This window comes from Stenotrophomonas sp. STEN014, assembly GCF_056760315.1.
Map to the genome: position 1 here is coordinate 360686 of NZ_JBRREN010000001.1, position 14153 is coordinate 374838.

Here is a 14153-nt window from a genome sequence, read left to right on the forward strand (position 1 = left end):
GTAAGGCATCAAGTGGGGCGTTATGGAAGTAAGGCGTTGTAGCGTTCTGTTCTTCGAGCCGCTGGAAAGCGCCAGCTTCAGTCTGGCGGTACTTCTCGGTGGCGGCGACGGGTTGGAACGCCGTCGTTCATGGCGTGCGCTGGCCCCGCACTTGAGCGAAGGCGCGGTGGACGTTGCGGACTGGATGGTGCAGACACTGGGCCAGTGCAGCCCCAGTCGATGGAGTCGGGCAGACACGTTGAGCCTTGCACCGGAGCAGCTTCAGGCGCTGCTGGATACCGGGTTGCTGGTGAGCGATGCCGCAGAGCCAGCCTGGCGGCAGCACCGAGAAGCGGACGAGCGGTTGCGTGAGGCGAACTGGTGGCCATTGGCAGCAGCGTATGCTGCGCGTGGTCGCTGGTCGCAGATCGACAGCGCCGCTGACATGGAGCGCAACGGGACCAATACCATCGCCGGCCTGGTCGGCCATTTCGGCACGCCGCGCCCCGAACCGCAGCCGCCAATTGATCTTCGGCTCGGTCCTGGCGTGGCTACGGAATTCGATGCCGTACTGCGTCGCCGGGTGACCTGCCGGAACTTCTCCGGCGAGCCGCTGCCCTTGTCGGCGTTCCAGACCCTGATGGAGCGCGTCTTCGCCGCGACGCATGTTGTGGAACCTGCGCCGGGGTTGCGCTTCCTGAAGCGCAGCAGCCCGTCCGGTGGTGGTCTGCATGCCACTGATGCCTATCTGCTGGTGCAGCAGGTCGAAGGCGTGCCGCCGGGCCTGTACCGCTACCTGGCCGACAGCCATTCGCTTTCGCGCCTCCCGTCGCCCGAGCTGCCACTGGATCAGCTGGCGACAACGATGGTGGCCGGCCAGCATTGGTTTTCCAATGCGCCGGTGATGGTTGCGCTGGTCGCCACCTATCGCCGCAGTTTCTGGAAGTACCGCAATCACACCAAGGCTTACCGGGCACTGGTGCTGGACGCGGGGCATCTGTCGCAGACCTTGTATCTGTCGGCGACGGAAATGGACCTGGGGGCCTTCGTCACGGCAGCGGTCAACGAACACCAGATTGAACAGATGTTCGGCCTGGATGCCCTCACCTCCGGTGTGATCGCGGTCTGCGGCTTCGGTCGGCGCAGACCGGCATTGCGCATTACCGAATTTGATCCGGGCAACGCGGTGTGGCCCGCGACCACCGCATGAGGCGGTCGCGCGGCGCTCAACCGGCTTCGAAATCCACCAGCACCGCGCCATCTCCAACCTGATCCCCTGCCTTGGCGCGGAAGCCATGCACGGTGCCGTTGGACGGCGCCTGCAGGGTGTGCTCCATCTTCATGGCCTCCATCACCAGCAGCGGCGTGCCACGGCTGACGGTGCTGCCGGGTTCGACCAGCAGTGTCACCACGCGCCCGGGCATCGGCGCGAGCAGACTGCCACCCGGGTCGCCGGCACTGTCGGCCTCGGCGACCGGATCGTGCAGGATGAAGCGCTGTTGCCGTTCCTCGCCCAATACGTGCAGCACATTGCCATCACGTAGCACGTTCCCGCGATAGAGGCGGTCGCCGACCTGCAGGGCGTAACCGTTGCCGTACGCACTGCCGATGACGTGAACCAGCGCGTCGCCGACCTGTACCTGCCAGCCATAGGGCTGCCTGCGCACCTGCAGCGTCTGTTGCTGCTGCAGATGTTCCATGAGGAGCGAACGCGCGGCTGGACCGGTGATGCGCCAGCCATCGTTGATGGCCCACGGGGAGGTGTCGTTCGTCGCAGCGGCCGCGTCGTTGCAAGCCAGTACCGCCGCCAGCGCCCAATCTGCCACGGTTGCAGCGCTGTGCTGGATATCCAGCGCAGCGTGCTCGCGTTCTATCAGTGCGGTATCCAGGTTGGCGTGCTGGAACGAACCGGTCATCACCAGCCGGCGCAGGAAGGCCGCATTGGTGGTGACGCCCACCACCTGGCATTGCGCCAGTGCATGTTGCATGCGCTGCAGCGCGCGGTCGCGGTCCGCATCCCAGACGATCAGCTTGGCGATCATCGGGTCGTAGTACGGGGTGATGGCATCACCTTGTTCCACACCGGCATCAATGCGGACATTGGCGCTGGGCTGCGGCAGACGCAGATGACGCAAGGTGCCGGTGGAGGGCAGGAAGCCGCGGTCGGCATCCTCGGCGTACAGGCGCGCCTCGATCGCGTGGCCGCAGATCTGCAGCTGTTGCTGGGTCTTCGGCAGCGGCTTGCCTGCGGCTACGCGCAGCTGCCATTCGACCAGGTCGGTGCCGGTGATCAGCTCGGTGACCGGATGCTCGACCTGCAGGCGGGTGTTCATTTCCATGAAATAGAAATCGCCATCCGGGCCGGCAATGAACTCCACCGTGCCAGCACCGACATAGCCCACCGCACGTGCGGCATCAGTGGCGGCCTTGCCCATGGCGGTGCGACGTTCGGGCGTCATGCCGGGCGCGGGCGCTTCTTCCAGCACCTTCTGGTGACGGCGCTGCACCGAGCAGTCGCGTTCGAAAAGATAGACCACGTTGCCGTGGCTGTCGCCAAACACCTGGATCTCGATATGGCGCGGCCGCTCGACGTACTTCTCCACCAGCACGTGGGCATTGCCGAACGCCGCCTGCGCCTCGCGCTGGCAGCTGGCCAACGCCGCTTCGAAGTCGGCACTGGCCTCGACCTTGCGCATGCCCTTGCCGCCACCGCCAGCGCTGGCCTTGATCAGCACCGGATAACCAATCGAATCGGCCTGCGCGCGCAGGAACTCCGGTTCCTGACGCTCACCATGATAGCCCGGCGTCAGTGGCACGTTGGCAGTTTGCATCAAGGCCTTGGCCGAACTCTTGTCGCCCATCGCATCGATGGCGCTGGCCGGCGGTCCAATGAACACGATGCCAGCAGCATCACAGGCACGCGCGAAGCCAGCATTCTCGGACAGGAAGCCATAACCAGGGTGGATAGCTTGCGCACCTCTACGACGCGCTGCTTCGAGAATGACCTCGGCGCGCAGATAGCTCTCGGCAGCCGGCGCGGCACCAATATGGATAGCCTCGTCAGCCAGCCGCACGTGCCGCGCATTGCGATCGGCATCCGAATACACCGCGACGGTAGCGATGCCAAGACGCCGGCAGGTGGCGATGACGCGGCAGGCGATTTCACCGCGATTGGCGATCAGGATCTTGTTGAACATGACTTTATCCGTTGAGTGCCGAGGCGATGGAATTGCTGCGAAGAGCGGAAGTTGCGGGGCCGAGCTTTGCTCTGGCCTTTGACTTTGATCTTAGGGGCCCCTTCCGTAGCGACGGAGCCGGCAGACAAGACCCAGAAGGGGCGGCGCACAAGGAAGTGCGTCGTTTTTCGACGAGACAGGGACGTCTCGTCGAAAAATCCTGCCGGCGGAGTGGACCCGCGCCGCGCAGCGGTGTGGGCGCGAAGGCAGGGTGTGCTTGACCAGCCATTCGGCTGTTGAACAGGCGCTTCTTTTGGTTATCTTTTCTTTGCACAAGCAAAGAAAAGTAACTCGATCCCCGGAGGGGAGTGAAAGCCCTTGCTGTTGCTGTCAGAGCGGCAATCATGCCAATCACATCCGGAACACGCCAAACCGCGTGTCCTGCACGGGCGCATTGAGACTGGCAGCCAAGGCCAACCCAAGCACCCGCCGCGTATCCGCCGGATCGATCACCCCGTCGTCCCACAACCGCGCACTGGCGTAATACGGATGGCCCTGCTGCTCGAACTGGTCGCGGATCGGCTGCTTGAACGTGTCTTCTTCTTCGGCCGACCACGCACCGCCCTTGGCCTCGATGCCGTCGCGCTTGACCGTGGCCAGCACGCTGGCCGCCTGTTCGCCGCCCATCACGCCGATGCGCGCGTTCGGCCACATCCACAGGAAGTGGGGGGAATAGGCGCGGCCGCACATGCCGTAGTTGCCGGCACCGAACGAGCCGCCGATCACCACCGTGTACTTGGGTACGCGTGCGTTGGCCACCGCCATCACCAGCTTGGCCCCGTCCTTGGCGATGCCGCCGTGCTCGTATTTGCGGCCGACCATGAAGCCGGTGATGTTCTGCAGGAACAGCAGCGGAATGTTGCGCTGGCAGCACAGCTCGATGAAGTGCGCCCCCTTCAGCGCCGACTCCGAGAACAGGATGCCGTTGTTGGCGATGATCCCAACCGGATGGCCATGCACATGGGCAAAACCGGTGACCAGGGTGTTGCCGTAGCGCGGCTTGAATTCGTCCAGGCGCGAGCCGTCGACGATGCGTGCGATCACCTCGCGCACGTCATAAGGCTTGCGGGTGTCGGCGGGAATCACACCGTACAGCTCGTGCGCATCGAACAGTGGCTCTTCGCTGGGCTGCAGCGCAACGCCCGGTTCGGGCTTGCGCCAGTTGAGGTTGGCGATGATCGCGCGCACCCGCGCCAGCGCCTGCAGGTCGTTGTGGGCCATGTGGTCGGCCACGCCGGAAATGCGTGTGTGCACGTCGGCGCCCCCCAGTTCTTCGGCGCTGACCACTTCGCCGGTGGCCGCCTTCACCAGCGGTGGGCCCCCGAGGAAGATGGTGCCCTGTTCCTTGACGATGACGGTCTCATCGCTCATCGCCGGCACATACGCGCCGCCGGCGGTGCAGCTGCCCATCACGCAGGCGATCTGCGGGATGCCCTGCGCCGACAGATTGGCCTGGTTGTAGAAGATGCGGCCGAAGTGATCGCGATCGGGGAAGACCTCATCCTGCAGCGGCAGGAAGGCGCCGCCGGAGTCGACCAGGTAGATGCAGGGCAGACGGTTCTGCTGGGCGATTTCCTGCGCGCGCAGATGCTTCTTCACCGTCACCGGGTAGTAGGTGCCGCCCTTGACCGTGGCGTCGTTGGCCACGATCAGGCATTCCACGCCGGAGACGCGGCCGATGCCGGCGACCATGCCGGCGCCGGGCACCGGATCGTCGTACATGCCATGGGCGGCCAGCGGCGCGATCTCGAGAAACGCGCTGCCGGGATCGACCAGGGCATCGATCCGCTCACGCACCAGCAGCTTGCCGCGCGCGGTGTGTTTGGCCCGCGCCGCATCGCTGCCGCCGCGGGCGGTGGCCGTCAGGGTGGCGCGCAGATCATCGACCTGGGCCTGCATCGCGGCGCGATTGGCTTCGAAGCTGTCACTGCCGGGTTGCAGCTGGGAGGTGAGTACGGTCATGGCCGGAATCCTGAGGGTGCATGGAGCATGTCGGTTGCCGCCTGGGCGCGAGGGTATGGTGTTCGAATCGCTTCACCGGTTTCCGGGGAAGGCGATCAAGCGCCATCACGCCGTGCGCTGGAACAGTTCGCGGCCGATCAGCATGCGGCGGATCTCCGAAGTGCCGGCGCCGATCTCGTACAGTTTGGCGTCGCGCCACAAACGTCCGGCCGGGTACTCGTTGATGTAGCCGTTGCCGCCGAGGATCTGGATCGCCTCACCCGCGGCCCAGGTGGCCTTCTCGGCCGAATACAGGATCGCGCCGGCCGCGTCCTGGCGTGTGGTCCGGCCCTGGTCGCAGGCCTTGGCCACCGCGTACACATAGGCGCGGCAGGCGTTGAAGCCGACGTACATGTCGGCCAGCTTGGCCTGGATCAGCTGGAACGTGCCGATCGCCTCGCCGAACTGCTTGCGCTCGTGCACGTACGGCAGCACCACATCCAGTGCCGCGGCCATCAGGCCCAGCGGGCCGCCGGAGAGCACCACGCGTTCGTAGTCCAGCCCGGACATCAGCACTTTCACGCCGCCGCCGACCTCGCCGAGCACGTTCTCGACCGGCACTTCGCAATCCTGGAACACCAGTTCGCAGGTGTTGGACGAACGCATGCCGAGCTTGTCCAGCTTCTGCGCGGTGGAGAAGCCCTTCATGCCCTTCTCGATGATGAAGGCGGTGATGCCGCGCGAACCGGCGTCCGGGTCGGTTTTGGCATAGACCACCAGCACATCGGCATCGGGGCCGTTGGTGATCCACATCTTGTTGCCGTTGAGCAGGTAGTGGTCGCCGCGCAGCTCGGCGCGCAGCTTCATCGACACCACGTCCGAGCCGGCGCCCGGTTCGCTCATCGCCAAGGCGCCGACGTGTTCGCCGCTGCACAGCTTGGGCAGGTACCTGTGCTTCTGCGCCTCGCTGGCGTTCTTGCGCAGCTGGTTGAGGCACAGGTTGGAATGCGCGCCGTAGGACAGGCCGATGCCACCCGAAGCGCGTGAGATTTCTTCCATCGCCACCACGTGCGCCAGATAGCCCATGCCGCTGCCGCCGTACTGCTCTTCCACGGTCATGCCCAGCAGGCCCTGCTCGCCGAGCTGGCGCCAGAGCTGGTTGGGAAAATGGTTGGTCGCGTCGGCGTCGGCGGCCAGCGGCGCGATATGTGCCGCGGCAAACTGCGCCACGCTTTCGCGCAGCATGTCGATCTCTTCGCCGAGATCGAAGGACAGGGAGGGGATATGCATGGGGGCGGCTCCAGAACTGCTTGGCGAGGGGCGCTCCGGGGTGGGGATGACGGGAGAGGCCGTCAGCACGGGCGTTTGCGCGCAGCCTAACGGGTCCGTGCAAAGAAGTGAATACAAATTCAAAAATTGAACATAGAATCATTCCATGGCCTACAAACGCTCGGAACGTATGGAAAAGCGCCTCGCCGGCAACCGCGAGGCGATCCTGGCGGCCGCCCGGCGACTGGTCGCTGCCGGCGGCTACCGCAACGCGCCGATCACCGCCGTGGCGGCCGAGGCCGGCGTATCCACCGGCCTGATCTACCGCCACTTTCCGTCCAAGGCCGAACTGTTCGTCGAGGTGCTGACCGCGGCCGTGGAGCACGAGTTGGAGATCCTCGAGGCCATTGCTGATGAGCCCCTGCCGGCAGCGCGGCGGCTGCAACGGGCGGTGGCCTCGTTCGTGCGCCGCGCCATGGCCGGTCCCGGGCTGGCCTATGCCTTCATTGCCGAGCCGGTGGACCCGGACGTGGAAGCCGAGCGTATCCGCTGCCGGCGGCTGTTCGGCGATGTGTTCAAGCGCATCCTGGAAGACGGCGTGCGTAGCGGCGAGCTGCCTGCGCAGGATCTGGATGTGAGCGCGGCTTGCATCGTCGGGGCGTTCACCGAGGCGCTGGTCGGGCCGACCGCACCCAGCCGCGAGGGCCTGCGCGATGGCGAACATCTGGTGACGGCGATCAGCGCGCTGTGTCTGCGTGCCGCCGGCGCCCGCCTGCAGGCGTAATTCCACGCGCGCCGGATGCTGCATCGCCACACGCCCGCACGCACGTTCACCCGTTGCGGGCGGTAGCGGACGCTGGTCTATACTCGCCCGGCAACTGCTGGTCCACCGACTACTCGCCCGGGGTGATGAGACGTGCGGAATTACGACCTAGAGTTTCTGAAGCGCTTTTCCATCGTGATCGGTTTTCTGGCCATCGTCACGATCGGTTTGATTGTTTTCGCTTTTTTCCTGCATCGCACGATTCCCGGTGAAGTCTCCCCGCAGGCGACCAAACGCACCGAACAGCGCATCGCGCCGATCGGCGCGGTATATGCCGGCAGCACCGGCGCCGCGGCGCAGGCCGCCGCCGCGGCGGCGGCCACAGCGGCGGCAATGGCCAGTGGCGCATATGGCGGCACCCTGGATGGCAAGGTCATCTACGACAACCTGTGTACCGCCTGCCACACCAACGGCGTGGGCATGGCGCCAACGCTGGACCACGCGCACTGGGACGCGCGCATCGCCCAGGGCAAGGAAACGCTGTACAAGCACGCCATCGAGGGCTACACCGGCCCGAACGGCGGCATCATGCCGCCCAAGGGCGGCAATGCGGGCCTGAGCGAAGAGCAGATCCATGCGACGGTGGACTGGATGCTCGCCAACCTGAAGTAGCAAGCCGCCATATTCGGCAGCGGGCAACCGGCCGCATTGCTGCAGAATATCCAGCGCCGCCTTTCCAGGGCGGCGCTTCTGTTTTCCGTATCCCTGTTGCGCTTTTCTTTGGAGTCGTCCATGCGCTGTTTTCCTTCGCTACTCGCCCTGGCCCTGGCTGCGGCAGGTGCCGGTCCGGTTTTGGCTGCGTCCCCGGCCAGTGTGTTGCCTGTCGGTACGGTGCAGGGCAGCGGCGGGCGCAGCCCTTATGAAGGCAAGCCGGTGACGGTCGAGGCGATGGTTACCGCCGACATGCGTGACGGCCTGGGTGGAGTGTTTGTGCAGGATGCCGGGGATGGCGATGCGGCGACCTCCGACGCGCTGTTCGTGCGCCTGCCGGACGGCCAGCAGGTCCAGGCCGGGCAGTGGCTGCGCCTTCGCGGCACCGTGCAGGAGCAGGCTGCCGGCAAGGACGGCCCGTCGCTGACCACCCTGCAGGCCGACACGGTAGTGGCGCTGGCCGCGCGTGCGGCGCCGGCGGTCACCTTGATCGACGATGCGCCGGTCAGCTGGGAAGCGCTGGAGGGGATGCAGGTCCGCATCACCGCGCCGTTGACACTGGCCGGGCAGGACGGCCTGCAGCGTTTCGGCGAACTCACCGCCGCCTTCGGTGGCCGCCTGTGGCAGCCCAGCGAAGTGGCCGCCGCCGGCAGCCCGGAGCAGGCCGCGGTGATCGCCGACAACGCGCGCCGCCGGCTGCGGCTGGACGATGCCAGCAGCCAGCGGGATCCGGGCACGGTGGCCTATCTGCCGCAGGCCCTGCTGCTGCGGACCGGCATGCAGCTGCGGGAGGTGCAGGGTGTTGTCGACCAGCGCTTTGATGGCGACTACCGCCTGCAGCTGACCGCACCGCTGACGCTAGATGAGGTGCGGCGTCCACCCCAGGCACCGACCGTGCCGGGCGGTGTGCGCATCGCCGCGTTCAATCTGGAGAACTATTTCAACGGGGACGGCAAGGGCGGTGGCTATCCGACCCTGCGCGGCGCCAAGACCGCCGAACAGCAGGCCGCGCAGCAGGCCAAGCTGGTGGCCACCATCCGTGGTCTGGGTGCCGACGTCGCCGCGCTGATGGAGCTGGAAAATGACGGTTACGGCCCGGGCTCGGCGATCGACCAGCTGGTGCGCGCGCTCAACCAGGGCCAGGGCCGGGACGGTGACTGGACGTTTGTCGATGCCGGGCGCGGCCCGGGCGACAATCCGATCCGCGTCGGCATCATCTACCGCAGCACGAAGGTGCGCCCGCTCGGCAAACCGGCGGTGCTGGAGCGCGAGCCGTTCGGCGAACGCAGCCGGGTGCCGCTGGCCCAGGCTTTCCGCGTGGGTCGCAGCGGCAAACCGTTCGTGGTCGTGGCCAACCACTTCAAGTCCAAGGGCTGCTCCAGCGCCAGCGGTGCCGATGCCGACCAGAACGATGGCCAGGGCTGCTGGAATGCCACCCGCGTCGCCTCGTCGCGGCTGCTGCACCAGTGGCTGCAGGGCGATCCGACGCGCAGCGGCAGCCGTGACGCGGTGCTGCTGGGCGACTTCAACGCCTATGCGATGGAAGACCCGATCCGCCAGTTGAAAGCCGATGGCTGGCAGGATGCTTTCACGCTGGCTGGCGTGGAGCGGCCCTACAGCTACGTCTACAACGGCCTCAGCGGGCGGCTGGACCACGCGCTGCTCAGCCCGGGCATGGCGGCGCGGTTGAAGGGCGCTGCCGAATGGCACATCAATGCCGACGAGGCCGATGAGGCCGGCTACCAGGGGCGCAATGTGCCCGGCCCATGGCGCAGTTCCGACCACGACCCGCTGCTGCTGGGCTTCGAGCCGTAAGTCGCAGCAGCTGATCGCACGCCTGCCCGGACGGGGCAGACAACCCGGGCAGGCAGGTCGCGGCCGTTGCCGCACCTGCCTGTTTTCATTGCAGCGTGTCCTATTGCAGCGTGCCGCGGGTAATCAGCCCGATCGCCACCACCGCCAGCGCCAGACCGGCGCGGTTCCAGCCGCTGGTGCGCTCACCGAAGGCAAGTACACCGACCAGCGTGCCCAGGCCTACCACGCCGATGTTCATGCCGGCGAAGATCGTCGCCGGGCTGTGCGGCAGCGCCTGATGCGCACGCACGTAAAACAGGATGTTGCCGAAGTTGAGCAGGCCCAGCAGCAGCCCATAGCCGAAATTGCGGGCAGTGAGTTTCGAAGAACCGCTGAGGTGGCGCTGCAGCTGCCAGCCCAGCATCAGTACGAAGGCGATGGCGAAGCTGACCAGCAGCGCCGCGGTGGAGGGCGTGCCGGCTGCGGCCACCTGTTTGAGCAGGATGTCGATCAGCGCAAAACCGGCCCACACCGCCAGCAGCCAGCGCCAGCTGGCAGGCGTGGCGCTGGTTGTTCCACCATTGCGCGCGCTGACCCCGATGATCGCCAGCAGACCCAGCGCCAGCCCGGCCAGCTTCCAGCTGTTGGCCTGCTCGCCGAACAGCACGAATGCCGCGCCCAGCGAGAGCAGCAGCGACAGCCGCTGGGCGACATCGCTGCGGACGATACCGGCCTCGCGCACCGCCCGTGCCAGCACCAGGAAAATGGCCGGCAGCGCCACCGCCAGCCCCAGCAGCGCCGGCCACGGTGTGTGCGCGCTGTGCAGCGATTGCAGCGAGGGCTGCAGCACCAGCAGCGACAGCCCGCTGGCCGCCAGATAGTTCCAGGTCACCGCCTGGGCGATATCGATGCCGCGGCGCGGCGCCAGTTTCAGTACCACCGAAACCAGCACGCTGCAGATCACACTCAACATCAGGAAAAGCATCGGACGGGGCGACCGTGAAGGGCGTGGCGGTGAAGCCGCCGGGCGGGGCCGGTATTATGGACGCATGCAAACGCCCCCATTTCCCCACGAATCGGCGACGTTGACCCTGGAAGGCCCGGCCGGGCCGCTGGAAGTCGCCGTCGACCTGCCCGATGGCGACGTCACGCCGCGCCCGGTCATCGCCGTCATCTGCCATCCGCTGTCCATCGAAGGCGGCAGCATGCACAACAAGGTGGTGACCATGGCCGCGCGCGCGTTGCGCGAGCTGGGTATCACCACGGTGCGCTTCAATTTCCGCAGCGTCGGCGCCTCGGCCGGGACCTACGACAATGGTGTCGGCGAAACCGATGACTTGCGTGCGGTCGCCCACTGGGTGCGCAACCAGCGTCCGGACAGTGCCTTGTGGCTGGCCGGTTTCAGCTTCGGTGCCTATGTCTCGCTGCTGGCCACCGGTGCGCTGCAGCCGCAGGCCCTGATCTCGATCGCCCCGCCGGTCGGGCGTCGCACCTGGGATTTCAGCCAGGTGCAGCCGCCGGCCCAGTGGCTGGTGGTGCAGGGTGATGCCGACGAGGTGGTCGACGCCCAGGCCGTCTACCAGTGGCTGGAGTCGCTGGAGAACCCGCCACAACTGGTGCGCATGCCCGACACCTCGCATTTTTTCCATCGCAAGCTGATCGACCTGCGCGGCGCGATCCAGCATGAAGTGCGGCGCTGGCTGCCCGACGACAGCAACTGAGCATGGACGCCATGACTCCCTCGCAGCGCTACGCCGCCGGCGTGGCCCGCAGCGACTGGCGCGATGACGTGGCCCAGCATGCGGCCCTGGCCGAACTGGACCGCATCCACGAGGCCATTGTCGATTCGGCGCAGGACGGCTGGCTGGACCGCCTGTCCGCCTTCTGGAAGAAGCCCGAGCCGGTCAAGGGCCTGTATTTCTGGGGCGGCGTCGGCCGCGGCAAGACCTTCCTGGTGGACCTGTTCTACGACGGCCTGCCGATCCGGGAAAAGTACCGCACCCACTTCCACCGTTTCATGCGTGGCATCCACGAGCAGCTGCGCGAGCACCAGGGCCAGAGCGATCCGCTGGCCAGGATCGCCCAGCAGTGGCGCAGCCAGCTGCGTGTGCTGGTGCTGGACGAGTTCTTCGTCACCGACATCGGCGATGCGATGCTGCTGGCGCGGCTGCTGGAGCGGCTGTTCGCCGAGGGCGTGACGCTGGTGACCACCTCCAACACGGCGGTGACCAACCTGTACCTCAACGGGCTGCAGCGCGAGAGCTTCCTGCCGGCCATCGCGCTGCTGGAAAAGCACTGCGTGGAGCTGTACGCCGAAGGCACCGAGGACTACCGGATGCGCGCGCTGACCCGTTCGCCGGTGTACCGCGCGCCGCTGGCGGCCGACAGCGATGCGTGGCTGGGCGGCCGCTGGAAGGAGCTGTCCGGTGCCGAGGATGCACGCGCCGGCAACATCCAGATCGAAGGCCGCAAGATCCCGGTGCGTGGGCGCGGCAAGAGCATCGTCTGGTTCGATTTCGCCGCGCTGTGCGAGGGCCCGCGCGGGCCCTCGGACTACATCGAGATCGCGCGCGAGTTCAACACCGTGCTGCTGGGCGGCATTCCGCACTTCGACCGCATGAACGAGGATGCCGCACGGCGCTTCGTCAACCTGATCGACGAGCTGTACGACCGCCAGGTCAACCTGGTCTGCACCGCGCAGGACCCGCCGCCGCTGCTGTATTCGGGCACCCGTCTGGCCGGGGCGTTCGAGCGCACCGCCAGCCGTCTGATCGAAATGCAGAGCGCCGAGTACCTGGGCACCGAACACCGCAACTGACCCCTCTCCCCGGACGCGCGGCCGCGCGTCCGGGGATTGACCCCGTTGCGCCTGCCCGTGCGTTTGCTGTCTCCGTCTGCCGCCCCGCGCGGCCAATCCGCCCACAGGCGTACGGAGGTCCCATGAAGCAGGCAACAGGCAGTGCACGGCAGCTGCCGGTGAAGTCGCTGGCGTTTGCGTTGACGCTGCTGGCGGGTCTGCCGGCCACTGCCGGCGAGCCGGTATGGCCGGAACCGGCGGCAACTGCGGAAGCCGCACTGCAGGCGCCCGCGCCCAAACGTGAGCGGCAGACGCGCCCGAACTTTCGCGCTCCGGCGGCCACGGTCTGCAGCGACACGCCGCTGCTGCGCGAGGTGGCCGATCCCGGCCCGCGGCGGCCGCCGCAATTGACCGTGACGGGCAGCCGGCGCACCCGCGCGGTGGCCGATGCCGATGCCGGCGCGGCAATGGAGGCTGTCATGGCGCCGCCACCGTCACCGCCGGCGCCGCCAGCGGCACCCTTGCCGGTGATGGCGACGGGCGCGGCAGCGGAGCCGGCCCTGGAGCGGTACCGCAGTGCCGCCCAGCCTGTCCGCGCGCCACGCCGGCAGCCGGCCATACCGGTCACCGCCGGGGTGGTCGATGACAACGCCGACTTCGGCAGCTTCCAGCAGTTCCTGCAGCGCCATGAACACGCCGCGCCGCTGGGCCGCGATATCCGCGTGCGCCAGCGTCTGCGCGTGGTCGATGGCCAGGGCCGGCCGGTGCCCGATGCCGAAGTGGCGGTCAGCTCGGCCGGTGGCGCGCGGATGTGGGCGCGCACCGATGCCGGTGGCCAGGTCTGGCTGCATCCCAACGCCTTCGATGACCGCGACTCCAGTCATTACACGGTGACGGTGCGGCGTGGTGGCAAGCAGGTCACCGCGCCGTTGCGGCGTGGCCAGAAGCAGGTGCTGGAGCTGGTGCTGGCCGATGCACCGGCGCCGGCACGGGCCCGGCTGGATCTGGTGTTCATGGTCGATGCCACCGGTTCGATGGGCGATGAGATCGACAAGCTGCGCCACTCGCTGCAGGGCATCGTGCGCCAGATCGGCACGCTGCCGTCCAGCCCGGACATCTGCCTGGGGCTGGTCACCTACCGCGATCGTGGTGACGAGTATTTCGTGCGCAGCTGGGACCTGACCGGCAATGTCGCCGCGTTCCAGCAGGTGCTCGACGGCGTGCGTGCCCACGGCGGCGGCGATTACCCGGAGGCGATGAACGAGGCCTTCGACCATGCGGTGCAGGCACTGGGCTGGCGGGGCCCGGGCACCACCCGGCTGCTGGTGGCGCTGGCCGACGCGCCGCCGCAGATGGGCTACCCGCCGCCCCGCTATGACGCCACCATGCTGGCCGCGCTGGGCAAGGGCATCAAGGTGTTGAGCGTGGCCGCGTCCGGCCAGGACACCCTCGGCGAGATCGTGCAGCGGCAGATCGCCCAGTACACCGGCGGCCGCTTCATCTTCCTCACCTACCAGGACGCCGCCGACCCGGGCAGTGGTCCGGGCAGCCAGACTGTGCACGAGGTGGCCAACTATTCGGTAGACACGCTGGACCAGCTGGTGGTGCGGCTGGTGCGCGAGGAACTGGCGCAGCTGCCGGCCCCGCGCTGATCCGCCCGTCC

The 14153-nt window shown here is 67.3% G+C and carries 11 protein-coding genes; 7 read left to right on the forward strand and 4 right to left on the reverse strand.

Annotation, left to right across the window (positions count from 1 at the left end):
- Positions 1 to 22 precede the first annotated feature (22 nt).
- Entirely contained in the window at positions 23 to 1189 is a 1167-nt protein-coding gene (locus tag ACVOMC_RS01430) for a putative peptide maturation dehydrogenase (RefSeq protein ID WP_481522554.1), read from the forward strand.
- Between the two features lie 16 nt (positions 1190 to 1205).
- Here the strand turns inward: ACVOMC_RS01430 and ACVOMC_RS01435 are convergent, their stop codons facing one another.
- The 3 genes from ACVOMC_RS01435 to ACVOMC_RS01445 form a co-directional block, all read right to left on the reverse strand.
- A complete protein-coding gene (locus ACVOMC_RS01435) occupies positions 1206 to 3176 on the reverse strand; it encodes an acetyl/propionyl/methylcrotonyl-CoA carboxylase subunit alpha (protein ID WP_481522555.1) in 1971 nt (656 codons plus the stop codon).
- A 390-nt stretch (positions 3177 to 3566) separates the two neighbouring features.
- Entirely contained in the window at positions 3567 to 5177 is a 1611-nt protein-coding gene (locus ACVOMC_RS01440) for a carboxyl transferase domain-containing protein (protein ID WP_481522556.1), read from the reverse strand.
- A gap of 105 nt (positions 5178 to 5282) precedes the next feature.
- A complete protein-coding gene (locus tag ACVOMC_RS01445) occupies positions 5283 to 6446 on the reverse strand; it encodes an isovaleryl-CoA dehydrogenase (RefSeq protein ID WP_481522557.1) in 1164 nt (387 codons plus the stop codon).
- A 145-nt stretch (positions 6447 to 6591) separates the two neighbouring features.
- Here ACVOMC_RS01445 and ACVOMC_RS01450 point away from each other — a divergent pair, with 145 nt between their 5' ends.
- The 3 genes from ACVOMC_RS01450 to ACVOMC_RS01460 all read left to right on the forward strand — a co-directional run bounded on the left by ACVOMC_RS01450 (position 6592) and on the right by ACVOMC_RS01460 (position 9714).
- Complete coding sequence (locus ACVOMC_RS01450; protein ID WP_481522558.1) at positions 6592 to 7209, forward strand: TetR/AcrR family transcriptional regulator; 618 nt, start codon at positions 6592 to 6594, stop codon at positions 7207 to 7209.
- 132 nt (positions 7210 to 7341) lie between these two features.
- On the forward strand, positions 7342 to 7860 hold the full coding sequence (locus ACVOMC_RS01455) for a c-type cytochrome (RefSeq protein WP_057505510.1): 519 nt from the start codon (positions 7342 to 7344) through the stop codon (positions 7858 to 7860).
- Between the two features lie 120 nt (positions 7861 to 7980).
- On the forward strand, positions 7981 to 9714 hold the full coding sequence (locus ACVOMC_RS01460; RefSeq protein WP_481522559.1) for an ExeM/NucH family extracellular endonuclease: 1734 nt from the start codon (positions 7981 to 7983) through the stop codon (positions 9712 to 9714).
- A gap of 100 nt (positions 9715 to 9814) precedes the next feature.
- Here the strand turns inward: ACVOMC_RS01460 and ACVOMC_RS01465 are convergent, their stop codons facing one another.
- Positions 9815 to 10678, reverse strand: coding sequence for an EamA family transporter (locus ACVOMC_RS01465; RefSeq protein WP_481522560.1), 864 nt, complete (start codon positions 10676 to 10678; stop codon positions 9815 to 9817).
- 64 nt (positions 10679 to 10742) lie between these two features.
- Between ACVOMC_RS01465 and ACVOMC_RS01470 the strand changes: the two genes are divergently transcribed.
- The 3 genes from ACVOMC_RS01470 to ACVOMC_RS01480 all read left to right on the forward strand — a co-directional run bounded on the left by ACVOMC_RS01470 (position 10743) and on the right by ACVOMC_RS01480 (position 14142).
- Positions 10743 to 11414, forward strand: coding sequence for an alpha/beta hydrolase (locus ACVOMC_RS01470; protein WP_481522561.1), 672 nt, complete (start codon positions 10743 to 10745; stop codon positions 11412 to 11414).
- A gap of 2 nt (positions 11415 to 11416) precedes the next feature.
- Positions 11417 to 12511: a cell division protein ZapE gene (zapE, locus tag ACVOMC_RS01475; protein ID WP_054659800.1), complete on the forward strand. Its 1095-nt coding sequence runs from the start codon at positions 11417 to 11419 to the stop codon at positions 12509 to 12511.
- 122 nt (positions 12512 to 12633) lie between these two features.
- Positions 12634 to 14142 carry a VWA domain-containing protein gene (locus ACVOMC_RS01480; RefSeq protein ID WP_481522562.1) on the forward strand — a complete coding sequence of 503 codons (1509 nt, stop codon included), beginning with the start codon at positions 12634 to 12636 and terminating at the stop codon, positions 14140 to 14142.
- The last annotated feature ends 11 nt before the right edge of the window (positions 14143 to 14153 follow it).

Bases quoted from the DNA above. Each gene is read 5' to 3' on its own strand.
- ACVOMC_RS01430 (WP_481522554.1), top strand. From the start codon at position 23: ATGGAAGTAAGGCGTTGTAGCGTTCTGTTCTTCGAGCCGCTGGAAAGC.
- ACVOMC_RS01435 (WP_481522555.1), bottom strand. From the start codon at position 3,176: ATGTTCAACAAGATCCTGATCGCCAATCGCGGTGAAATCGCCTGCCGC.
- ACVOMC_RS01440 (WP_481522556.1), bottom strand. From the start codon at position 5,177: ATGACCGTACTCACCTCCCAGCTGCAACCCGGCAGTGACAGCTTCGAA.
- ACVOMC_RS01445 (WP_481522557.1), bottom strand. From the start codon at position 6,446: ATGCATATCCCCTCCCTGTCCTTCGATCTCGGCGAAGAGATCGACATG.
- ACVOMC_RS01450 (WP_481522558.1), top strand. From the start codon at position 6,592: ATGGCCTACAAACGCTCGGAACGTATGGAAAAGCGCCTCGCCGGCAAC.
- ACVOMC_RS01460 (WP_481522559.1), top strand. From the start codon at position 7,981: ATGCGCTGTTTTCCTTCGCTACTCGCCCTGGCCCTGGCTGCGGCAGGT.
- ACVOMC_RS01465 (WP_481522560.1), bottom strand. From the start codon at position 10,678: ATGCTTTTCCTGATGTTGAGTGTGATCTGCAGCGTGCTGGTTTCGGTG.
- ACVOMC_RS01470 (WP_481522561.1), top strand. From the start codon at position 10,743: ATGCAAACGCCCCCATTTCCCCACGAATCGGCGACGTTGACCCTGGAA.
- zapE (WP_054659800.1), top strand. From the start codon at position 11,417: ATGGACGCCATGACTCCCTCGCAGCGCTACGCCGCCGGCGTGGCCCGC.
- ACVOMC_RS01480 (WP_481522562.1), top strand. From the start codon at position 12,634: ATGAAGCAGGCAACAGGCAGTGCACGGCAGCTGCCGGTGAAGTCGCTG.